We start from the raw sequence: 21,419 nt of genomic DNA, 5'->3' as shown, positions 1-21,419 counted from the left end.
CGTCCCGCGCCGTTCCGCATTGTTCAGGGCCGCGTCCGGGCTGCTGAACAACGGTGCGGCGCGGTGGAATCGGTGTCCGGGGGAGTGCGGGGCGGCGCGGACGCCACGCCCGTCACGGCCGTGCCACCCCGCACCCGCTTCGCCCGCTCCGGGGAAAGGCACATGAGGGAAGTGATCCGATGACTCCCGCCACCACTCGCCGGCCGGCCGGCGTCACCCTGGCCGTGGTCCTGCTGGCGCTGGGGACCCTGACGGCCGTCGCCGCGGCGACGGCCGACCCGCAGGCGCAGGCGCAGGCGCGGACGCTGATGACCGCGCTCTGGCTCGCCTGCGTCTGGTTCGCGGTCCGGGCCGGCCGCGGGCGGCGGACCGCGCGCACCACGGCCGCCTGTCTGACCGTGCTGATCCTGCTGCTGGCGGCCCCGTTCGCGCTCGTCGACCCGCTGTACGGCGGCCTCACCCTCCTGATGGCCGCGGTTCTGGCGGTCCCGGGGCTGTTCCTGCTGTACGCGCCCGCCGCCGAGGCGTACGTCCGCGCCCGGCAGGGCGAGGAGGGGGGCGAGGCATGACCCAGCCGCCGTACGACGAGCCGGAGTACCCCGAGTCCGAGTCGCCCGAGCCGGAGTACCGGCCGCCCGCCCCGCCGCGCGAACCGCGGGAGCCCGATCCGCTCGCCGTCGCCGTCGGCAACGCCTCGCTGCTCGGCGTGGGTTACCTGATCCTGGGACGGCAGGGGCTGTTCTGGGGCGCCGCGGTGGTCACCGGCTCGCTGGTGTGGCTGACCGTCTCGAAGGCCGAGACGTGGTGCGAGCTGCTCCTGCTGCTGTGGTGGGTGGTGGTCGTCGCGCACGGCCTGCGGCTGGCTCGGCGCAACCCGGAGGCGGGCCCCCGGCGCGGACAGCGGGTGCTCGCGCTCGCTCTCACCCTCCCGGTGCTGGCGACCGCCGGGTGGCTGCGCTTCGACGCCTACGGGATCGAGGACGACGTCGCCGAGGCCCGCGAGGACGGGGACTGCGTGGCCGTGGTGGCCGCCCAGGACAGGGTGGGGCCCGGCCACCGGCTGGCCGCCGCCCCGGTGGCCGCCCGCGGCGACACGGCGGTCGAGACGTGCGAGCTCCTGGACACGGCGGCCGGCTATCTGAGCGGCGGGCTCACCGGTGACCTGGAGATGCTGGAGACCGGCTTCGGACGGCTCGGCACGGTCCTGGAGGAACCCGGCAACGAGCAGACGGTCGGGACGACCCTGAAACGCTTCCTCGGGGATCTGCCCACCGACGACGGCTGCCGGACCATCCGGATCGCGGACTGGCTGCGCGACCGCGAGGGCGGGCCGAAGAGCCTGAACGGCCCCTCCTCCGCCACCGCGGCCCGGATAGCGCCCGAGGCGCTGATGGAGTGCGCCGACGCCCTCATGACCGACGAGGAGTGGGCGGACGCGCGCGACCGCTACCGGCGGCTGCTCGACGAGCACCCCGGCGACGACCGCGCGGAGGCCGCCCGCAAGGGAATCAGGAAGGCGGGTCTGGCCATCGAGCTGGACCACGTCAGGGAGCTGGTGACGGCGACGGACGGCATGAACACCGGGTACTGCCGAGAACCCGCGAAGTACTCGCAGGCACCCGCCTACCGCAAGGGCACGAACCGCGCCCTGTTCGTGGGCGACAGCGAGTACCCGGACAAGCTGCCGGACGGATGGCACGCCTCCGACGCGGCCAAGGCGGCGCTGGTGGTGTGCGTGGACTCGGCGGGCGTGGGGAAGACCGTCGAGACCTGCCAGTACCGGGACGACGACGAACGCGTCCGCAGCGTCACCTTCCACAAGGTCGAGGTCCGGGTGAAGGCCTACGCGCTGCGGACCGGGAAGCTCGTGACCGACCGCAAGCTGCAGATCAGCGGCACCAGCTGCCCGTACTTCATCTCGTACTACGGCAGTCCGCCGTCGCAGCGGTCCGTCACGCCTTCGGACTCCGACGTGCGCGACGCCTTCGAGCCGGTGGTCAAGCGCTGACCGGCCGTCGGCGGTGATTGCCGCGCCGGCGCCGGGGCACCCGTGCGCACTGTGCACGGACGAGACAAGACCCTGGTGACCGGCTGGTTCAGCTTCCTGCACGGGGAGGCGACCGCCGGGGACGTGCTGGCGCTGCGGCGGGTGGAGGAGGTGCTGCGGGACGCGGGGCTCGCGTACGACGTCGTATGGAGCCCCGGGTTCCGGGCGGACGGTCCGCACTTCGCGGACGTGGACCCGGCGACGTACTCCCGGCTGGTCTTCGTGTGCGGGCCGGTGCACGGGCCGCAGGTCGAGGAGCTGCACCGGCGGTTCGCGCACTGCGTGCGGATCGCCGTCGGCGTCTCCGTCGTCGATCCCGCCTCCCCGGCCGTCACGGGCTTCCACGAGGTGCTGGCCCGGGACGCCGCCGGGGCCGTGCCGACCCTGGATCTCGCGGCCCGCGCCCCCGCGTTGCCCGCCCGGCCGGTCGTCGGGGTGGTCCTCACCCACGGGCAGCACGAGTACGGGGGGCAGCGGCGGCACGAGGAGGTCGCCGCGGGGCTGACGCGCTGGCTGGCCGGCAAGGACTGCGCCCGGCTGGAGCTGGAGACGCGGCTCGACGCGCACGACTGGCGGCTGTGCGGCACGCCGGCCCAGTTGGAGGCCGTACTGGCCCGGCTGGACCTGGTCGTCACCGACCGGCTGCACGGGCTGGTCCTGGCGCTGCGCGCCGGGACGCCGGCACTGGCGGTCGACCCGGTCTCGGGCGGTGCGAAGGTGACGGCGCAGGCCCGTGCCTGCGGCTGGCCGGCGCTGGTGGCCGCCGATCGGCTGGCGGAGGACGTGCTGGAGCACTGGTGGGGCTGGTGCCTGACCGGCGGGCGGGACGAGGCCCGGCGGATCGGCGCCGGGTTCCGGGCGGCGGACGCGGCCGCGGACGCCGCGGACGGTCTCGTGGGGGCGCTGGAGGCGCCGGGGGTGCGGCCGGCCGGTTAGCTCCCCGGCCGCACGGGCACTCGGGGGACCGTCGGTCCGCCCCCAGGAGGAGACATCGTGAGCATCGGCCGACTCCCCGAACACGAGCAGCGCATACTCGACGAGGTCGAACGGGCGCTGCGCCGCGACCGCCGTCTGGACAGGCGTCTGCGCACGCTGCGGCTCGGCCGCCGCCCCGACCTGGGCCGCCCGGCCGCGTACCGCCCGCGCGCCCTGACCGTCCTCCTGCTGCTCGTGCTGTCGGTCACCCTCATGGTCACCGGCATCGTCACGTCCGAGCCCGGCGTGATCTGGGCCTTCGCCGCGGCGTGGCCGGTGACGCTGTTCGCGGCGTTCCGGTTGCTGTGCCGGTGGACGGAGGGTTAGGGGAGAGACGGCGGGTCGGGGATGCGGTCGCGTCGCGTCCGTCAGCCCGTGTAGCTGCGGGCCGTCGAGTCGCGTTGGGCGGGTTCGAGTGAGCGCAGGCGGGCCTCGACCTCCGGCGGCAGCACCCGGCGTTCGCGCAGCACCCACGGCAGGGCGGCCGTCGCCTCGGCGAACGCGCGCAGGGACGCGGTGTCGCGCGGGACCGTGCGGGCCAGGTGGAGGGTGCGGCGCAGGGCCGGGCCGGCCGGGCGGCGCAGCCAGGTGAACCACAGGGTGTTGCGAATGCCGTGCGCCCGCCGCAGCGTCGAGTCCCGGATAGTCGAGGGGTGGTGATGGATCGTCAGGTGGTCGGCGTACGTCAGCCACCAGCCGTTCGCCGCCAGGTCGGCCGCGAGCAGTTCCTCCTCGCCGCCCAGCCACAGCCGGGGGTGGAAGCCGCCCGCGGCGCGGAAGGCGTCGGTGCGCAGCACGGTCGCGGCGGCCAGGAAGGACCCGAGGGCCGGCCCCGGGAGCCAGTCCGGGCGGGGCACGGGCGAGTCGCGCAGTTCCTCGACGATCGGGTCCTCGGTGCCGTCGGGTTCGACGAGGATGCGGGCGGTGACCGAGCCGACGGCGGGGTGGCGGTCGAGCAGGTCGGCGGCCCCGGCCAGGGAGCCCGGCGCCCACCAGGAGTCGTCGTCGCAGAAGGCGACGTAGGGCGTGTGGACCTGACGGACCGCCAGGTTGCGGCCGACGGCGCCGAGGTTGCGGCCGGGGCGCAGGAGCCGCACGCGCGGGTGGTGGCGGGCGACGGCGGAGGCGGTGCCGTCGGTGGAGGCGTTGTCGGTGACGATCACCGGGGGCTTTTCGGGGAGTTCGGCGAGGCGGTCCAGGGTGCGCAGGAGTTCGGAGCACCTGTTGTGGGTGATGACGACGACGGTGGTCCGGGTGTCCGTCATGACGTCCCTTCGTTCGCCGTGTCCAGGAGGCGGGCGGCGCGCTCCAGGTGCGGGGGCAGGGCCCTGCGGGCGCGCAGGGCGGCGGGCAGGCGGGCGAGCGTCTCGCGCAGGGCGCGCCGGGCGTGCGGGTCGTGGCGGGCCTCCGCGGCGAGGGCACGGGTGCGGGCCAGCGCGTGCGGGAGGGAGCGGCGCAGCCAGGCGGTGAGCAGTTCGTTGCGGCGCACGACGGTCGGGCGGTCGGTACGGGGGCCGGGGTCCGGGTGGTGGTGGGCGGTCACGTCGGGGCAGTGCGTGACGCCCCAGCCGCGGGCGGCCAGGTCGTAGGCGAGGAGGGTCTCCTCGGCGCCGAAGAAGAGCAGGGGGTGGTAGCCGCCCGCGTCGAGGTAGGCCGTGCGGCGGACGACGGCGGCGCAGCCGAGGAAGCCGAGCACCTGGGTGCCGGGCAGGTCGGTGGCCGGGCCGAGGGGGGAGTCGGCGAGCAGGTCGTTGAGGGGGTCCGCGGCGTCGGCGGGGCCGACGAGGGTGCGGGCGGAGAGCAGGCCGAGCCGGGGGTGCTCGTCGAAGTGCCGGGCGGCGGCGCCGAGGGCGCCGGGCGCCCACCAGGAGTCGTCGTCGCTGAACGCCACGTACGGGGTGTCGAGGGCGCGGACGCCGTGGGTGCGGGCGAGGGCGCCGCGGTTGAACGGCAGGGAGAGGACGCGGACCTGGGGGAAGTCGCGGGCCAGCATGGCGCGTGTGTCGTCGGTGGAGGCGTTGTCGACGACCAGGATCTCGGGCCGCTCGGGCAGCGCGAGCAGGTGCCGCACGGTGACGGCGAGGCTCGCGGAACGGTTGCGGGTGGCGATGACGACGCCGACGGGGGCGGGTTTCGCGGGGTCGGCGTGGGGCCGTTCGCGGGTGGTCGACGGGCCGCGGTTCGTGGCGTGGTTCATGGTGCCTCTCCCAGGGCGTCCAGGGCGTCGAGTGCGTCCAGGACGTCGTCGGTGGTGATCCTCAGCAACGCGGGGTCGGTCTCGTGGCCGTGCGGGTCGCCGTGGTCGCCGTCCGGGCCGGGGTGCCACAGGGCGTGGTGCCGGGGGTGGTCGGGCGGCCCCCAGCGGCTGGGCGGGACCGGGCCGAAGAGGGTGACGGAGGGGGTGGCGTGGGCGACGGCGAGGTGGGCGATGCCGGTGTCGCCGCTGACGACGGCGCGGGCGCCGGCCACCAGGGCGGAGAGCCGGTCGTGGGGCAGGCCGCCGCCGAAGACGTCCGTGTCGGGCAGGTGGGCGAGCTTGGCCAGCCGGGCCACCAGGTCTCCCTCGTCCGCTCCCCCGGTGACGACGACCCGGCGCCCCCGTGCGCGCAGCGCTTGCGCCACGGTCGCGTACCGGTCCACGGGCCAGCAGCGGGAGGGGGCGCCGGCGCCGGGGTGCAGGACGACGGCGCCAGGGGCGGGGGACGGTACGTCCGGGCGCGGCAGCCGCAGATCGGCCGGGTCGGCGTCGATGCCGTACGCCCGCAGCAGCCGGCACCACCGGTCGCGCTCGTGCTCCTCGGCGTACCAGGGCGGCCCGTCGACCTCCGGCGTCTCCGGGTGCGCGAACGCCAGCAGCTTCCGCGGGCCGAGGCCCGTCAGCAGGCGGTGGCTGGGCGGCCCGTTGCCGTGCAGGTCGACGGCGACGTCGGGGGGCGGTCCGGTCCAGTCGAGGGTGCGCGGGACGGCACGGCCGGGCTCGGCGGCGGGCAGCACCCGGTCGACGGCGCCGGTCGCCGCGACCACGGGCGCCAGCTCGGCGGGGGTGGCCAGCACCAGCTCGTGCCCGGGGTACGCGCGACGCAGCGCGCGCAGCGCGGGCACCCCGGCCAGCAGGTCCCCGAGGCCGAGGGCCCGCAGGACGAGCACCCGGGGCCGCGCCCCGCCACCGGCCCCGTGCTCCCCCGGCCCGCTGTCCGGCACCGCGTCCGAGGAGGTGCACGCCGGCCCGGCGCCGGGCGGGTGCGCGGTCCCGGCGGGCGGCGGATGCACGGGGTCGCCCGTCACGGGCCCACCGGCGGACACCGAAGACACCGGGCGGCCCGCCGAGGCACCGGACGTGGTGCCGTTCGTCGGCGGGTCACCGGCGGGCGGTGGGGCGGGGGCTCGGCCGTGCCCCGTGGCCGGGGGGTCGTGGGTCATCGCACCCCCTCCGCCGCGCGGGCCATCAGAGCCGTGGAGGAGCGGCCGTCCAGGTAGGGCAGGAGGACGGCCTGGCCGCCCCACTCCTGGAGGAGGGCGGCCTCGGGGAGGTCCGCGCCCGCGTAGTCGCCGCCCTTGACCCAGACGTCGGGGCGCAGGTCGCCGAGGAGGCGTTCGGGAGTGTCCTCGTCGAAGACGGCGACCGTGTCGACGCAGGCCAGGGCGCGCAGCACGCGGACGCGGTCGGCGAGGGGGTTGACGGGGCGGCCGTCGCCCTTGCGGCGCTGGACGGAGGCGTCGGAGTTGACGCAGACGACCAGGCAGTCGCCGAGCCGCCGGGCGGCCTGGAGGAGGCCGACGTGCCCGGCGTGCAGCAGGTCGAAGCAGCCGCCCGCGGCGACCACGGTGCCGTGCTGGGCGCGGACGCGGGCGGCCAAGGCGTGCGGGTCGTCGGTGTCGGGCGAGGAGGGTGACACGGGGCCCGTGCCGGCGGGGGGCAGGGCGCCCGCACCGCCCGCGGCGACGAACGCCGTCGCGGCGCCCACCGCGCCCTCGACGGCCTCCCCCACCAGCGCCCCGTCGGCGAGCAGCCCGGCGGCGGTGGCGGCGAACCGGTCCCCGGCGCCGCAGGAGTCGCCGTGGTGGGCGGCGGGCGCGGGAAAGAGCAGGGGGTGCTCGCCGTAGGAGAGGAGGGCGCCCCGGGAGCCGAGGGTCACCGTCACCGCGGCCACCCGCCAGTCCCGTACCAGGGCGGCGGCGTTGAGCGCGGCGGCGCGCAGGCCCCCGCCCGGGTGGCCGTCGCGCGGTGCGAAGCCGTGCGCCTCCTTCTCGGCCGGTGTCACCAGCCGGGTGCCGGGAACCGGCCGGCCTCCGCGCGGGTGCGGGTCCCAGACCAGCGGCGGGCGTGCGGCCAGTACGTCCCGCAGGGCGTCCGCGGTGCCGCGGCCGTAGTCGGAGACCAGCACGGCCCGGGCGGAGCGCAGCGCGGCGCGGGCCTCGTCCGTGGCCTCGCGGGCCCGGCCGCCGCCGCGGTCGAGGCGGACGACGGGGCGGCCCTGCGCCAGGACGCGGGTCTTCTCGGGGAGGGCGCCGGTCAGCGGGAGCGGGATCAGGGTCAGCCAGGGGGCGAGGAGTTCACGCAGGGCCAGGCTGGCCGGGTCGTCGCCCGCGCCCGTGATCAGCGTGACCTCCCGGCCGTCGCGGGCGGCGAGATACGCGGCGAGCGCGGCGCCGCCCGGGCGTACGCGCTCGGCGCACTCCGACACGACCGGGACCGGCGCGTCGGGCGCCAGCCGGTCGGCGGAGCCGGTCAGGTCGCGGTCCAGCAGGGCGTCGCCGACCACGACCAGGGGGGTCCTGTCAGCCATGCGTCCCGTCACCTCCGTGTTCCCTTGGCACGTACACCCCGTACGCCCCGCTCCAGGGCGGCGTCGAAGGCCGCGCAGATCATGTGCACGGCGACCAGGTGGATCTCCTGGACGGTCGCCGTCGAGGGCGCGTCCACGCACAGGGACTCGTCGCTGCCCGCCATGAGCGGGTTGGGCTCGCAGCCGGTGAGTGCCCACACGTGCACGCCGGCCGCGCGGGCGGCGTCGGCCGCGGAGAGCAGGTTGGCGCTGGCGCCGCTGGTGGACAGCAGCATCAGCACGTCGCCGTCGCGGCCGTGGGCGCGGACCTGGCGGGCGAACACCTCGTCGACGCCGTAGTCGTTGGCGATGGCGGTCGTGGACGACGTGTCGGCGTGCAGGGCGATGGCGGAGAACGGTGGGCGGTCGTCGCGGTAGCGGCCGACGAGTTCGGCGGTCAGGTGCTGCGCCTGGGCGGCGCTGCCGCCGTTGCCCGCGGCCAGCAGCCGGCCGCCGCCGGAGAGGACGGCGGCGAGCCGCGAACCCCAGCGTTCGGTGATGTGCGCGGAGGCGCGGAACGCCCCCAGCGCCTCCTGGAGTTCGTCGCAGTGCCCGACGACGGGCGGGTGCACGGTCATCACGCCACCTCCTTCGACAGTGCGTGGTCGGCGAGGGTCAGGCGGTACACCTGTTCCGCGCCGTCGGCGACGCGCGCCCAGGTGTAGTGCCGCAGGACGCGCTCGCGGCCGTTCCTGCCGTACTGGCGGCGCAGCCGTTCGTCGGCCAGGAGTTCGCGGGCGGCGTCCGCGATGGCGCCGGGGTCCTGCGGGGTGACCAGGCGGCCCGTGGTCCCGTCGGCCACGGAGTCGCGGTGGCCGCCGACGTCGGTGGCGAGGACGGGCACGCCGCAGGCCATGGCCTCCAGCGGCACGATGCCGAAGGGTTCGTAGACCGGGGTGCACAGCACCAGGTCGGCGCTGCGGAGCAGGGCGGGCATGTCCTCGGGGTCGACCGCGCCGAGCAGCCGGACCCGGTCGGCGACGCCGGTGCGGCGGGCGAGCGCGGTCAGGCGCTGTGCCTCGGGGTCGGCGTCGAGGCCGCCGGCGGGCGGGCCGCCCGCGATGAGCAGTTCGGTGCCGGGGATGCGGGCCAGGGCGCGGATGGCCTGGTCGTAGCCCTTGCGGGGGACGAGCCGGCCGCAGGCGAGCAGTCGGTGCCGCTGCCGTCGGGCTGGGGTGCGGCCGGTGTCGGCGGTGGGGTGGAAGTGTTCGGCGTCCACACCGCAGGGAACGACGGACACCTGCCGGGGCGGTACGCCCATGTCGCCGAGTTCGACGACCTCGTCGGTGCAGGTGGCCAGGACCCGTTCGCAGGTGCGGCCGAGCTGTCGTTCGATGCCGATGCGCTCGTAGGGGCTGGTGTCCCGCATGCCCTGGTGGCGCCGCTTGACGGTGCCGAGGGCGTGGAAGGTCTGCACGAGGGGGACGCCGTGCGGCCGGGCGCCGATCTGGGAGGCCATGCCGGACATCCAGAAGTGGGCGTGCACCACGTCGGGCGTCTCCCGGGCCCAGGCGCGGGCCAGGTGCGCGCCGAAGGCGGGCATGTGCGGGAACAGTTCGTCCTTGGGCACGACCGCGGGTGGTCCGGCCGGCACGTGCTCGACGACCGCGCCGCCGGGCAGCGGCACCCGGTCGGGCAGACCGGTGGCGTCCCGGCGGGTGTAGACCGTGACGTCGTGGCCGCGCTTGGCCAACTCCTCGGTGAGGCGGGCCACGTAGACGTTCTGTCCACCGGCGTCGACGCCGCCGAGCGCGGCGAGGGGGCTCGCGTGCTCGGACACCATGGCGATCCTCATCGGGTCACCTCCTTCAGCAGCCGCTCCCAGTCGTCCAGGAAGCGGGACAGCCCGTAGCGGGACAGGGCCGCCGCACGGGCTCCGTCGCCGACCGTCCGCGCGTGCAGCGGGTCGGCGAGGAAGTCGCGTACGGCGTCGGTCAGTACGTCGATGCGGTTGGAGACCACTCCGGCACCCGGGGGCACGGCCTCGGTCACCTCGGTGGTGGCGAGGGCGACCACGGGCATGCCGAGGTGCATGGCCTCCAGGAGGGACAGGCCGAGGGAGGTCCAGCGGACGGGGTGGACGTAGACGCGGCGGCGGGCCAGTTCGGTGTGCAGGTCGCTCTGGGCGACGTCCCGCGTGCGGCAGCGGCCGGGGTCGACGCCGATGTGCTCGGCGAGCCCCTCGGTGCGCATGCCGAACACGTCGAGCGGCGCGGCGCGGGAGAACGCGGGGAGCAGGTCCGTTCCGGTCGTGCGCCCGCGCCGGATCGGCTCGTTGACGACGACGGCGGCGCGGTCCAGCTCACCGGTCCAGCGGTGACCGGGGTCGATGATGCCGTGTTCGACGACCGTCGTCGGCGTGGCACCCGCGTCCCACATCAGCCGGTTGAAGTGGGTGACGTGGACGAGGGTGACGCCGGGGATGTCGGCGGCGGGGTGGCGGGTGTCGGGGACGTTTCCGTCGGGGGCGTTGTGCTCCAGGTACACCAGCGGGGGGCGGTGGCCGAGCCACTCGTCGACCAGGGCGAGTTCGTGGGGGCGCTGGACGACGACGAGGTCGATGTGCTCGTCCCGCAGGCGCTGAGGCGGTACTTCGACGACGGAGTCGGGCCAGTCCCAGGTGCGGGCCCGGCCCAGGCCGTCGGGTCCGCGGTCTGGGGTGACGGGGACGAGGTAGGTGTGCGGGCCCTGCACGAAGGCCGTGGTCCACGACCCGTGCACGTGCCAGATGAGGATCCTCATGCCTCCCCCAGGAGTTTCTCGACGGCGGCCGCCACGTCGGTGGCCGTAACGGTGTTCAGGCAGGGGTGGCCGGGGACGGGGCAGTCCCGGGCCCGGCTGTCGGCGCAGGGCGCGTCCTGGTCGCCGAGCAGGACGTACGGGACGCCGTAGGGCCGCCAGCGCTCGGCCGGTACGACCGGCGCGAACAGGGACACGACCGGGGTGCCCACGGCGGCGGCGAGGTGGGCGGGCGCGGTGTTGCCGGTGACGACGACGGCGGCGCCCGCGAGGACGCCGGCCAGTTCCGGGGCCTCGGTGCGGCCGCCGAGGTCGGTGCCGTGCTCGCCCGCGACGTGGGCGGTGAGGTCGCGTTCGTCGGGGCCGCCGGTGACCAGCACGCGGTGCCCGGCGGCGGCGAGTTCGCGCACGGCTTCGGCGGCGCGTTCGGGGCTCCAGGCGCGGGCGGGGACGCTGGCGCCCGGGTGGAGCACGACGTACGGGCCGGGGCCGGTCAGCGCGTCGGCGCGGGGCGGCGTGCGCACGCGCAGCCGTCCGTCGTCGGGCCGGGGGAATCCGGCCGCCTCGGCGAGGTCGAGCGCGGCCTCGGCCTCGTGGGCGTGCGGGGCACGCTGGTGGCGCAGGTCGAGGAGGGAGCCGGGGTAGTCCACGCTGTCCGCGGCGATGTGCCGGACGCCGGCCAGGCGCAGGACCAGGGCGGTGGGCAGCGGGGACTGGTGGAAGGAGGTGAGGATCAGCGCGCTGTCGGCGTCGATCCGGTCCACGAGCGCGTCGATGTCCGCCCGGCTCACGTCGGGCGGCTGGAACCCGCCCCACGGCGCGTCCCACACCAGCACCTCGTCCACGCCGGGCAGCAGGCGGGCGGCGGGCGCGCCGCGCGACCCGCACAACATGGTGACGTGGTCGGCCCGCGCGGCCACGGCCCGCACGGCGGGTCCGGCGAGCAGTACGTCGCCGAAGCTGTCGAGCCGGGTGACGAGTGCCTTCATCGCGGCCTCCCGCGGGTTTGCGCGGCGGCACGTGACGGGGCCGCCTCGGGAGCGAGGACGGGTGCTGTCTCCGTCCGGAAGGCCGCGCCGATGGGCCGTTCGTCCGCGAGGACCCGGCCCTTGGGCGGGCCCGCGAGTACCGCCCGTACGGCGGTCAGCAGGTCCGGCGCGACGTGGGCCGCGGTGGCCGTCTCCTCCGGGCGGGTCTGCGCGTTGGGGACGAGGATGCCGTGGGCGCCCGCGCGTTCGGCGGCCTCCGTGTCGGCGCCGATGTCGCCGATGACGACGCAGTCGGCGGGGGCGGTGCAGACGCGTCCGGCCGCCCAGAGGACCAGGCCGGGCCGCGGCTTGCGGCAGTGGCAGCCGTCGTCGGGGCCGTGCGGGCAGATCGCCCAGACGTCGAAGGGGCCGATGAGGTCGTCGATCCGCCGGTTGACGTGGCGGACGTCGGTGTCGCTGATGAGGCCGCGGGCGACGCCGGACTGGTTGGTGACGACGCCGGTGCGGATGTCGTGCGCGCGCAGCAGCGCGACCGCCTCACGGGCGCCCTCGACCGGCCTGACCCGCTCGGGGTCGCCGTTGTAGGGGACGTCGTGGACGAGGGTGCCGTCGCGGTCGAAGAGCACGGCCTTGACGGGGCTCATGCGGCCACCTCCCGCCAGGCGGTGGCGCGGCGGTGCCGCCACGTTCCGCTCAGCCGGTGCCAGGTCGCGGCGGGCGGGATGAGCGCGCTGGTGACCAGCATGGTCGTGACCTCGTAGCGGGTGCGCGGGCCGGGAGCGATGCGGGCCCAGGCGAACTCGGCGGTTCCCGCGGCCCACCCGAGTCCGGCGACCGCGGCGGCGCGGGGCCGGCCGGCGGCGGCGAGGGCGAGGGCGGCCGCGCCGGCGGCGGTGATCGCCGCGTGGCGTCGGATACGTCCCTTGGGCGCCACCGCCTTGGCCCACCAGTCGGGGCCGTGCAGCCGCAGCATCAAGGCGTCGTCGGCGTTGCCCCGCTGCTGCTTCAGGGAGGCCCAGCGGGAGGCGTCGCGTACGGGGTGGCGGGTGGTACGGCGGCCCCGCCGGATGCGCCAGCCCGCGTCGAGGACGCGCAGCGCGAGGTCGGCGTCCTCGCGGAAGGCGCGGGTGAACCGTTCGTCGAAGCCGTCGACCTGCCCCAGCACGTCCGTGCGGTAGGCCATGTCGGCGGTGATCCACTGGGCCCGTGCGAGGCCGGCGGTGCCGCGCTCCCAGTCGGTGGGGCGGCGCTCGCCGGGCAGCGGCACGGCGATGACGCCCTGCACGGCCCCGGTGTCGGGTGCCGCCTCGGCGAGGTCCTGGACCAGTTGGTCGCACCAGTGCGGGCCCACCTGCACGTCGTCGTCGAGGAAGGCGGTCCAGGGCGAGGTGACCGCGCGGATGCCGGTGTTGCGGGCGGCGGCGGGGCCCCGGCCCCCGCTGCGCAGCACCACCGTGCGCTCGCGCAGGTCGCCGAGGACGGTCAGGGGGTGTTCCAGCGCGTCCGGGTCGGCGTCCGGTCCGGGCCGGTCGTCGACGAGGATGATCTCGTCGGGGCCGGGCCCGGTCGCGGCGGCCAGCGCGGCCAGGCAGTCGGCCAGCGTGTCGCGCACGAGGGTGGGGACGACCACGGCGTAGCCGGTCATGGAACCGCCGGTCGCGGGTGCGCCACTCATGCGAACGCCTTCCCCCGGCGCACCGCGAACGGGCCGATGGCCAGCAGGTCCACGGGTGCGGAGCCGAAGCACTCCAGCGCGTCGCGCGGGTCGTCGACCATGGGCCGCCCGGCGGTGTTGAGGCTGGTGTTGACCACGACGGGCAGCCCGGTGCGCCGTTCGAAGGCGTTCAGCATCCGGGCGACGAGCGGCTCGCGGCGCTCCTCCACGGTCTGGATGCGGGCGGTGCCGTCGACGTGCACGACGGCCGGGATCCGGTCCCGCCAGGCGGGGGCGACGTCGTGCACGAAGAGCATGTACGGGCTGGGGATCGGCCCGGTGAAGATGTCGGCGGCGCGGTCGGCCAGCACCATCGGCGCGACGGGGCGGAACTCCTCGCGGCCCTTGACGTGGTTGAGCCGCTCCAGGTTCTCCGCGCGGCCCGGGTGGGCCATCAGGGAACGGTGGCCGAGGGCGCGCGGCCCGAACTCGCTGCGCCCCTGGAACCAGGCGACGACGCCGTCCCGGGCCAGTTCCCCGGCGACCGTCTCGGCGATGTCGTCCGGCTCCTCGTAGGGGATCGCGGCGGTCTCCAGCCAGGCGCGGATCTCGTCGTCGCTCCAGCCGCGGCCGAGGTCGGCGCCGGGCATCGGCTCCGGAGCGGTGCCCTCCTGGGCGGCGGCGACGTGCAGTGCGCTGCCGAGGGCCGTGCCCGCGTCGCCGGCGGCGGGCTGCACCCACACGTGCCGGTACGGGCCGCGGGCGGCGATCTTCGAGTTGGCGACGCAGTTGAGTGCGACGCCCCCGGCCATGGTCAGGGCCTCTCCCTGGGCCTCGCGGTGCAGCCAGTGGACGAGTTCCAGGAGCAGTTCCTCCAGAACGGCCTGGGTGCTCGCGGCGAGGTCGGCGTGGTCCTTGGTCCAGTCCTCGCCCTTGGCGCGGGCCGGGGCGAGGGCCGCCCAGTCGACGCCGTGGGCGCGGAAGCCGCCGTCGCCGGTGGCGTGGACGTGCTCGCGCAGGCGCTCCATGAAGCGGGGTTTGCCGTAGGAGGCGAGGGCCATCACCTTGTACTCGTCGCTGCTGCGCAGGAAGCCGAGGTGCTCGGTCAGTTCCTCGTAGACCAGGCCGAGCGAGTGCGGGAGCGCCTGCGTGGCGAGGGTGTCGAGCTTGCCGTCGCGGTAGCGGCCGGCCAGGTGGGAGGCGGACTCGCCCCGTCCGTCGAGGACGAGGACGTCGTTGTCGGGGTGCGGTGAGGCCGGTCCGGCGGAGGCGGCGTGGGCCACGTGGTGCGGGACGAAGACGACCTGGTCGGGGTCGAGTCCGGGCAGTGCCTCGGCGAGGAACTCGGGGGCGCGGCGGGCGTACTCCAGCCGCAGCGGGTCCCAGGGGTCGTCCAGGCCCATGTCGCGGGCGGGCCGGGCGAGCTTGGGGTCGAAGGAGTACGCGACGGCGTCCAGTTCCGCTGGACGCACCCCGGCGTGTTCCAGGCACCACCGCGCCGACAGTTCCGGCACTTCCCACGCGGAGAAGGGGACCGGGCGCTTGCCGTGCTTGCGGCGGCTGAAGCGCTCTTCCTCGGCGGCCGCAACGGTCCGGCCGTCGACGACGAGTGCGGCGGCCGGGTCGTGGAACAGGGCGTTGATACCAAGGATGCGCATGGGGGGTGCTCCGTCCCGGGCGGCTCGTGGGTGTTGCTGGGTCTCTCTGGTTTTTCTGGGTCACTCTGGGTGTGATGGGTCACTCTCGGCTCGCGGGTGCCGCGGCGCAGTCGCCTCAAACACTTGGAGACAGCTCACTTCCGGATATGACCTGCTATGTCACTTTCGGTGACTGTGAACAGTGACCGTGCACGGCACGGATCAGGCGGCCACGGAGTGCGCGAACCAGCCGATGGTCCGCTCCAGCCCCTCGCTCCACCCGACCCGCGGCTGCCAGCCGAGCCGTTCCCGGGCCAGGGTGGTGTCGGGCTTGCGCCGGCCGGGGTCGTCGACGGGGCGCTCGACGAAACGGATGCGGGAACCGGAGCCGGTGAGCTCGACGACGCGGCGGGCCAGTTCCAGCATGGTGATCTCGTCGGCGCCGCCGATGTTCATCGGCCCGCTCTCGCCGGACCCGGCGAGTGCCAGGACGCCGTCGACGGTGTCGTCGACGTAGCACAGGGAGCGGGTCTGGCCACCGTCACCGGCGACGGTGAGGGGCATGCCGTCCAGGGCCTGCGCGATGAAGGTGGGCACGGCGCGGCCGTCGCCGGTGCGCATGCGGGGGCCGTAGGTGTTGAAGATGCGGACGATGGCGGCGTCGGTGCCGTGCACCTGGCGGTGGGCGGTGACCAGGGCCTCGGCGAAGCGCTTGGACTCGTCGTAGACACTGCGCGGGCCGGTCGGGTTGACGTTGCCCCAGTAGGTCTCGCGCTGCGGGTGTTCCAGCGGGTCGCCGTAGACCTCGGAGGTGGAGGCGAGCAGGAAGCGGGCGCCGTCGGCACGGGCCCGCTCCAGGGCGTTGCGGGTACCGGTGCTGCCGACGTCGAGGGTCTCCAGGGGCAGCCGGAGGTAGTCGGCGGGCGAGGCCGGGCAGGCGAAGTGCAGGACCAGGTCGAACCGGCCGGGCAGGCGGCGCAGGGCGGCCGGGTCGGTGGCGTCGGCGTGGACGAACCGGAAGCCGCGGTGCCGTTCCAGGTCGGCCACGTTGGCGCGGGAGCCGGTGGCCAGGTTGTCGAGGCACACGACGTCGGTGCCGGCGTGGAGCAGGCGTCCACACAGGTGGGATCCCACGAATCCGGCGCCGCCGGTCACCAGGGCCCGGCGCCAGACGCGCCCACTCACGGGGCTGTCGCCCACGGGGCTCTCACTCACGGGGTCCTCCTCTCTCTCACCGTCACTTGCGTGTCGGCTGAGTAACCCGGTGAACGCCCCCACTACCTCGAACTCGCATTCGAAGAGGCACTATAAACTGGGTATATACTCGCTGTGTATAGTCCTCGCATGCCTTCACTGACCAGGAAGATGACAAAAACGGGGACCAGGTTGCGCGCGGGCGCGACACTCGCGGCCGCCGCCTCACTGACACTGGCACTGAGCGGTTGCACGAAGCTGGAGACGACCTCCCCCAGCTCCGTCCGGGGCGCGGCGGGCGCCCAGGCGCGGGCCGGGTTCGGCACCGTCGACTGCGGCCGCGCCAAGTGCATCGCGCTGACCTTCGACGCCGGACCGAGCGAGAACTCCGCCCGGCTGCTCGACATACTCAAGGAGAAGAAGGTCCCGGCGACCTTCTTCCTGCTCGGCAAACGACACATCGACACCTATCCCGAGCTGGTCAGACGCATGGCCGACGAGGGCCACGAGGTGGCCAGCCACACCTGGACGCACAAGATCCTCACGGACGCCGAACCGGACGAGATACGCGAGGAACTGGAGCGCCCGAACAGGGAGATAGAGCGCCTGACCGGGCAGCGCCCCACTCTGATGCGCCCGCCGCAGGGCCGCACGGACGACACGGTGCACGAGATCTGCCGCGAGCTGGGGCTGGCGGAGATCCTGTGGAGCGTGACCGCCAAGGACTACAAGACCAACGACTCCGACCTGATCACCGAGCGCGTCCTGGACCAGTCGTCCCGGGACGGCATCATCCTGCTGCACGACATCTACGACGGCACCGTGCCCGCCGTGCCCGGGATCATCGACGCGCTCAAGAAGCGCGGCTACGTCTTCGTGACGGTCCCCCAGCTGCTGGCCCCCGGCAAGGCCGAGCCGGGCAAGGTCTACCGCTAGGGCCTGTCCGGCGGATCAGGGCGCAGGGCGCAGGAAAGCGACGGTGCCTCATCAGCGCGGGTGAGCGGGGGCCGGCTGCGTCCAGCCGCAAGGCGGAGGAGGGCGACAGGGCGGAGCCCCGGCAACCGACGACAACGCCGCAGATGGGCGTGCCGGCCCCCGCGTCCGCGGCATGATCCGCCGGACAGGCCCTGGTCACCCCGGCCGGTTCCCTACGATCGTTCCGTGGTCACCTTCTCGCTCGAACGCACCGCCCCGCTCCCGCTGGACGAGGCCTGGCGCCGGCTCACCGAATGGCAGCGGCACGGCGACGCCGTGCCGCTGACCCGGGTCACCGTCACCACGCCCGGCCCCACCCGCCGGGGCACGGTGATCGTGGCCCGCACGGGCGCCGGCCCGCTCGCCTTCGACGACAGGATGGAGGTGACCGTCTGGCAGCCACCTCGCGACGACACCCCCGGCCTGTGCCGACTGGAGAAACGCGGCCGGCTGGTGAGGGGCTGGGCGGAGATCGAGGTCCACCCGGGCCCCGGCGGACGGACCCGCGTCCTGTGGCGCGAGGATCTGCGCGTCCGCCCGCTGCCGTCCCTCTTCGACGGCGTCCTGGGCCGCGCGGGGCGGTACGTCTTCGGCCGCGCCGTCAACCGGCTCCTGCGGCGTCCGTGAACCACGGGTTGCGTACGAGGTACGGGGCGCGGACGGGACCGCGTCGTACGCCACTCCCCGGGCGTTTCCCGCGTACCGTGCCGGCATGTCTGCCAGAGCGCGCACTCTCATCCAACTGTCCGTAGCCGGTGCCCTGTTGAGCCTGGGCGTGGCGGCACCGGCCGCCGGGGCCGGCCAGGGGCCCTCGGTCCCGCTGCGCATCGCCACGTACAACATCCACGCCGGAACGGGGTCGGACGGCGTCTTCGACCTCGACCGGCAGGCCGCCGCGCTGCGCGCCCTCGACGCCGATGTGATCGGCCTCCAGGAGGTCGACGTGCACTGGGGGCCGCGCAGTCAGGGGCTCGACGTCGCCGAGGAGTTGGCGCGGCGGCTCGGCATGCGGGTGTCGTTCGCGCCGATCTACAGCCTCGACCCCGTGGCGGCCGGGAGCCCGCGGCGCGAGTACGGCGTGGCGGTGCTGTCCCGCTTCCCGATCCGCTCCGCGACGAATCACGAGATCACGCGCCTGTCCACCCAGGACGAGAACCCGGTGCCGGCCCCCGCGCCCGGGTTCGGCGAGGTGACGCTGAAGGTGCGCGGAGTGCCGGTCCAGGTGTTCGTCACCCACCTCGACTACCGCTCCGACCCGGCGGTCAGGCAGGCGCAGGTCGCCGACACCCGGCGGATCATGGCGCGGGAGCGGGCGGCTCTGCCGGGGGCACGGCAGGTGCTGCTCGGCGACTTCAACGCCGAGCCCTCGGCCCCCGAACTGCGACCGCTGTGGGCGGACCTGCGGGACGCCGGGACGGGCACCGGCGGCACGTATCCGGCCGCGGCACCCGTCAAGCGTATCGACTACGTGGCCGTGGGCAAGGGCGTGCGGGTGCACGGCGCCACCGTGCCGGACGAGGCCGTGGCCTCGGACCACCGGCCGGTGGTCGCGGACGTCTCTCTGACACGGAAGCCGGAGAAGGGGGCGGGCGGGGCCTGAGACCGCTCTCAGGCCACTGAGCCGATGCGGCCGGCCGGGGCCGTCGGGCCGTCGTGGTGGATGGGGGTGTGGGCGCCGGTCAGCGAGGCGCCCGTGCCGCCGCGGCGGGCCGCGACGATCTCGGCGCCGATGGAGAGGGCCGTCTCCTCGGGGGTGCGGGCGCCGAGGTCGAGGCCGATGGGGGACCTGAGACGGGCCAGCTCCAGGTCGGTCACGCCGACCTCGCGCAGGCGGGTGTTGCGGTCGAGGTGGGTGCGGCGGGAGCCCATCGCGCCGACGTAGGCCACCGGCAGGCGCAGGGCGAGCTCGAGGAGCGGTACGTCGAACTTGGCGTCGTGGGTCAGGACGCACAGCACCGTGCGCGCGTCGACCTCGGTGCGCCCCAGGTACTCGTGGGGCCACTCGACGACGATCTCGTCCGCGTCCGGGAAGCGGACCTTCGTCGCGAAGACGGGGCGCGCGTCGCACACCGTCACGTGGTAGCCGAGGAACTTGCCGACGCGGACCAGCGCCGAGGCGAAGTCGATCGCGCCGAACACGATCATGCGGGGTGCCGGGACCGAGGACTCGATCAGCAGGGTGAGCGGTGCTCCGCAACGCGAGCCCTGCTCTCCGATCTCCAGCGTGCCGGTGCGGCCGGCGTCCAGGAAGGCGCCCGCCTCGGCGGCCACCGTGCGGTCCAGTCCGGGGTGGGCGCCGAAACCGCCCTCGGACGTGCCGTCCGGGCGGACGACGAGCGCGCGACCCGTCAGTTCCGCCGGTCCGCTCACGATCCGGGCCACCGCCGCCGCCTCCCCTCGCGCGGCGGCGGTGAGCGCGGCGGCGAGGGCCGGACGGGCGGGGTCGTCCGCTCGTACCGGAGTGACGAGGATGTCGATGACGCCGCCGCAGGTCAGACCCACGGCGAAGGCGTCCTCGTCGCTGTAGCCGAAGCGCTCGAGGACGGTTTCGCCGTCGTCCAGCGCCTGCCGGCACAGCTCGTACACGGCCCCCTCCACACAGCCGCCGGAGACCGAGCCGATCGCCGTGCCGTCGGCGTCCACCGCGAGGGCGGCGCCGGGCTGGCGGGGGGCGCTGCCGCCGACGGCCACCACGGTGGCCACGGCGAAGTCACGCCCCTGCTCGACCCACCGGTTCAGCTCTTCGGCGATGTCCAGCATCTGTCGGTCTCCTCACAGAGCGGCTATATGGAAGGGGTTCCCGTGGCAGCGGCTAGTGCACGCCCAGCCAGCTCTCGATCGGGTTGAGGGCGAAGTAGACGATGAAGATCAGCGTCAGCGCCCACATGAACACGCCGATCTCCCGCGCCTTGCCCTGGGCGACCTTGATGGCGACGTAGGAGATGACGCCGGCGGCGACACCCGCCGTGATGGAGTACGTGAACGGCATCAGGACGACGGTCAGGAAGACCGGGATCGCGGTGGCCCGGTCGGCCCAGTCCACGTGCCGGGCGTTCATCATCATCATCGCGCCGATGACGACCAGCGCGGCGGAGGCGACTTCCTGCGGCACGATCGCGGTGATCGGCGTGAAGAAGAGGCAGGCCGCGAAGAACAGGCCGGTGACCACGGAGGCGAGCCCGGTGCGGGCACCCTCGCCCACGCCGGTCGCGGACTCGACGAAGACGGTCTGGCCGGAGCCGCCCGCCACACCGCCGATGGCACCGCCGGCGCCGTCGACGAAGAGCGCCTTCGACAGGCCCGGCATCCGGCCCTTGTCGTCGGCGAGCTTGGCCTCGGTGCCGACGCCGATGATCGTGGCCATCGCGTCGAAGAACCCGGCCAGCACCAGCGTGAAGACGATCATGCCGACCGTCATGGCGCCGACCTCGCCCCAGCCGCCGAACTCCAGGTCGCCGAAGAGCGAGAAGTCCGGCATGGAGACCGCGCTGCCGTGCAGCTCGGGGGCTCCGTTGGCCCACTGCCTGGGGTCGATGACCCCGGTGGCGTTCAGCAGGGCGGCGACGATCGTGCCGGTGATGATGCCGATCAGGATCGCGCCGGGGGTGTTGCGCGCCTGGAGCATGAAGATCAGGAGCAGGGTGCCCGCGAAGAGCAGGACGGGCCAACCGGCGAGTTCACCGGCGGGGCCGAGGCTGAGCGGGGTCGCCTTGCCCGGGTGGACGAAGCCGCCCTTGACCAGGCCGATGATGGCGATGAACAGGCCGATGCCCATGGTGATGCCGTGCTTGAGGGCGAGCGGGATCGCGTTCATGATCATCTCGCGCAGCCCGGTGACCACGAGCAGCATGATCACCACGCCGTACATCACGCACATGCCCATGGCCTGCGGCCAGGTCATCTGGGGAACGACCTGCCCGGCGATCACACCGGACACCGAGAGTCCGGCGGCCAGGGCGAGCGGCACCTTGCCGACGAATCCCATCAGGAGCGTGGTGACCGCCGCGGCGAGCGCCGTCGCGGTGATCAGGGCCTTCTGGCCCAGGGTGTCCCCCGCGGCGTCCTTGCCGGACAGGATCACGGGGTTGAGCAGGACGATGTAGGCCATCGCCATGAAGGTGGTGGTGCCGCCGCGCACCTCACGCGCGACCGTCGACCCTCTGTGGGTTATGTGAAAGTACCGGTCGAGCCAAGACCGTCCGGCGGGGACGCGGGAACCCGCGCCCGCGTCATCCGCGGTGGTCTTGGGCTCCACTGACTGCTGGGTCATGGGGCCGTCTCCCAAGGTTCATAGGTGCACCCGGTCGGCCGCTGGGGCGGTCGCGGGATTTGGGATATGCACGACCCGGGGGACGGCCCGAGACGAACGCATGTGTGGTGGTG

21 protein-coding genes are annotated in these 21,419 nt (G+C 74.8%); 7 read left to right on the top strand and 14 right to left on the bottom strand.

Annotated elements, in window-relative coordinates:
• The first annotated feature begins 179 nt into the window (after window positions 1–179).
• From ACFW48_RS27220 to ACFW48_RS27205, 4 genes are read left to right on the top strand one after another with little or no spacing between them, the layout of a single operon-like run.
• A complete protein-coding gene (locus tag ACFW48_RS27220) occupies window positions 180–569 on the top strand; it encodes a hypothetical protein (RefSeq protein WP_386318754.1) in 390 nt (129 codons plus the stop codon).
• A complete protein-coding gene (locus ACFW48_RS27215; RefSeq protein WP_386318752.1) occupies window positions 566–2,008 on the top strand; it encodes a tol-pal system YbgF family protein in 1,443 nt (480 codons plus the stop codon). The genes ACFW48_RS27220 and ACFW48_RS27215 overlap by 4 nt, the downstream gene beginning before the upstream one ends.
• Before the next feature lie 51 nt (window positions 2,009–2,059).
• Window positions 2,060–2,983, top strand: coding sequence for a polysaccharide pyruvyl transferase family protein (locus tag ACFW48_RS27210; protein WP_386319054.1), 924 nt, complete (start codon window positions 2,060–2,062; stop codon window positions 2,981–2,983).
• 57 nt (window positions 2,984–3,040) lie between these two features.
• Entirely contained in the window at window positions 3,041–3,349 is a 309-nt protein-coding gene (locus tag ACFW48_RS27205) for a DUF3040 domain-containing protein (RefSeq protein WP_386318750.1), read from the top strand.
• 41 nt (window positions 3,350–3,390) lie between these two features.
• Here the strand turns inward: ACFW48_RS27205 and ACFW48_RS27200 are convergent, their stop codons facing one another.
• The 12 genes from ACFW48_RS27200 to ACFW48_RS27145 form a co-directional block, all read right to left on the bottom strand.
• Window positions 3,391–4,287, bottom strand: a complete 897-nt coding sequence (locus tag ACFW48_RS27200) for a glycosyltransferase family 2 protein (protein WP_386318748.1) — start codon at window positions 4,285–4,287, stop codon at window positions 3,391–3,393.
• Window positions 4,284–5,219: a glycosyltransferase family 2 protein gene (locus ACFW48_RS27195; protein WP_386318746.1), complete on the bottom strand. Its 936-nt coding sequence runs from the start codon at window positions 5,217–5,219 to the stop codon at window positions 4,284–4,286. The genes ACFW48_RS27200 and ACFW48_RS27195 overlap by 4 nt, the downstream gene beginning before the upstream one ends.
• Entirely contained in the window at window positions 5,216–6,223 is a 1,008-nt protein-coding gene (locus tag ACFW48_RS27190) for a glycosyltransferase family 9 protein (RefSeq protein WP_386319052.1), read from the bottom strand. The genes ACFW48_RS27195 and ACFW48_RS27190 overlap by 4 nt, the downstream gene beginning before the upstream one ends.
• A gap of 215 nt (window positions 6,224–6,438) precedes the next feature.
• Entirely contained in the window at window positions 6,439–7,809 is a 1,371-nt protein-coding gene (gene rfaE2, locus ACFW48_RS27185; RefSeq protein ID WP_386318744.1) for a D-glycero-beta-D-manno-heptose 1-phosphate adenylyltransferase, read from the bottom strand.
• 8 nt (window positions 7,810–7,817) lie between these two features.
• Window positions 7,818–8,426, bottom strand: a complete 609-nt coding sequence (locus ACFW48_RS27180) for an SIS domain-containing protein (RefSeq protein WP_386318742.1) — start codon at window positions 8,424–8,426, stop codon at window positions 7,818–7,820.
• On the bottom strand, window positions 8,426–9,643 hold the full coding sequence (locus ACFW48_RS27175) for a glycosyltransferase family 4 protein (protein WP_386318740.1): 1,218 nt from the start codon (window positions 9,641–9,643) through the stop codon (window positions 8,426–8,428). Before ACFW48_RS27175 ends, ACFW48_RS27180 begins: the two co-directional genes overlap by 1 nt.
• Window positions 9,640–10,590, bottom strand: a complete 951-nt coding sequence (locus ACFW48_RS27170; protein WP_386318738.1) for a glycosyltransferase — start codon at window positions 10,588–10,590, stop codon at window positions 9,640–9,642. The genes ACFW48_RS27175 and ACFW48_RS27170 overlap by 4 nt, the downstream gene beginning before the upstream one ends.
• Window positions 10,587–11,576 (bottom strand): glycosyltransferase family 9 protein, encoded by a 990-nt coding sequence (locus tag ACFW48_RS27165; protein ID WP_386318736.1) that lies wholly within the window; start codon window positions 11,574–11,576, stop codon window positions 10,587–10,589. The genes ACFW48_RS27170 and ACFW48_RS27165 overlap by 4 nt, the downstream gene beginning before the upstream one ends.
• Entirely contained in the window at window positions 11,573–12,220 is a 648-nt protein-coding gene (locus tag ACFW48_RS27160; RefSeq protein WP_386318734.1) for a D-glycero-alpha-D-manno-heptose-1,7-bisphosphate 7-phosphatase, read from the bottom strand. The genes ACFW48_RS27165 and ACFW48_RS27160 overlap by 4 nt, the downstream gene beginning before the upstream one ends.
• Complete coding sequence (locus ACFW48_RS27155) at window positions 12,217–13,251, bottom strand: glycosyltransferase (protein ID WP_386318732.1); 1,035 nt, start codon at window positions 13,249–13,251, stop codon at window positions 12,217–12,219. The genes ACFW48_RS27160 and ACFW48_RS27155 overlap by 4 nt, the downstream gene beginning before the upstream one ends.
• On the bottom strand, window positions 13,248–14,888 hold the full coding sequence (locus tag ACFW48_RS27150; RefSeq protein ID WP_386318730.1) for a carbamoyltransferase: 1,641 nt from the start codon (window positions 14,886–14,888) through the stop codon (window positions 13,248–13,250). Before ACFW48_RS27150 ends, ACFW48_RS27155 begins: the two co-directional genes overlap by 4 nt.
• A gap of 201 nt (window positions 14,889–15,089) precedes the next feature.
• Window positions 15,090–16,082: a UDP-glucuronic acid decarboxylase family protein gene (locus ACFW48_RS27145; protein WP_386318728.1), complete on the bottom strand. Its 993-nt coding sequence runs from the start codon at window positions 16,080–16,082 to the stop codon at window positions 15,090–15,092.
• A gap of 129 nt (window positions 16,083–16,211) precedes the next feature.
• Between ACFW48_RS27145 and ACFW48_RS27140 the strand changes: the two genes are divergently transcribed.
• The 3 genes from ACFW48_RS27140 to ACFW48_RS27130 all read left to right on the top strand — a co-directional run bounded on the left by ACFW48_RS27140 (window position 16,212) and on the right by ACFW48_RS27130 (window position 18,636).
• The gene (locus tag ACFW48_RS27140) at window positions 16,212–16,997 is read left to right on the top strand and encodes a polysaccharide deacetylase family protein (protein WP_386318726.1); all 786 of its coding nucleotides are present in this window, start codon (window positions 16,212–16,214) and stop codon (window positions 16,995–16,997) included.
• Window positions 16,998–17,222: 225 nt separating this feature from the next.
• Complete coding sequence (locus tag ACFW48_RS27135) at window positions 17,223–17,663, top strand: SRPBCC family protein (protein ID WP_386318724.1); 441 nt, start codon at window positions 17,223–17,225, stop codon at window positions 17,661–17,663.
• A gap of 85 nt (window positions 17,664–17,748) precedes the next feature.
• Window positions 17,749–18,636, top strand: coding sequence for an endonuclease/exonuclease/phosphatase family protein (locus ACFW48_RS27130; protein ID WP_386318722.1), 888 nt, complete (start codon window positions 17,749–17,751; stop codon window positions 18,634–18,636).
• A gap of 8 nt (window positions 18,637–18,644) precedes the next feature.
• Here ACFW48_RS27130 and ACFW48_RS27125 read toward each other — a convergent pair whose 3' ends face one another.
• Both ACFW48_RS27125 and ACFW48_RS27120 read right to left on the bottom strand, forming a co-directional pair.
• A complete protein-coding gene (locus tag ACFW48_RS27125; protein WP_386318720.1) occupies window positions 18,645–19,796 on the bottom strand; it encodes an XdhC family protein in 1,152 nt (383 codons plus the stop codon).
• A 52-nt stretch (window positions 19,797–19,848) separates the two neighbouring features.
• Complete coding sequence (locus ACFW48_RS27120; protein WP_386318719.1) at window positions 19,849–21,306, bottom strand: NCS2 family permease; 1,458 nt, start codon at window positions 21,304–21,306, stop codon at window positions 19,849–19,851.
• Window positions 21,307–21,419: the final 113 nt, after the last annotated feature.

It is taken from the genome of Streptomyces sp. NPDC058812, assembly GCF_042744565.1.
Lineage (GTDB): Bacteria > Actinomycetota > Actinomycetes > Streptomycetales > Streptomycetaceae > Streptomyces > Streptomyces thinghirensis.
This window is presented reverse-complemented; position numbering and strand designations above follow the sequence as displayed.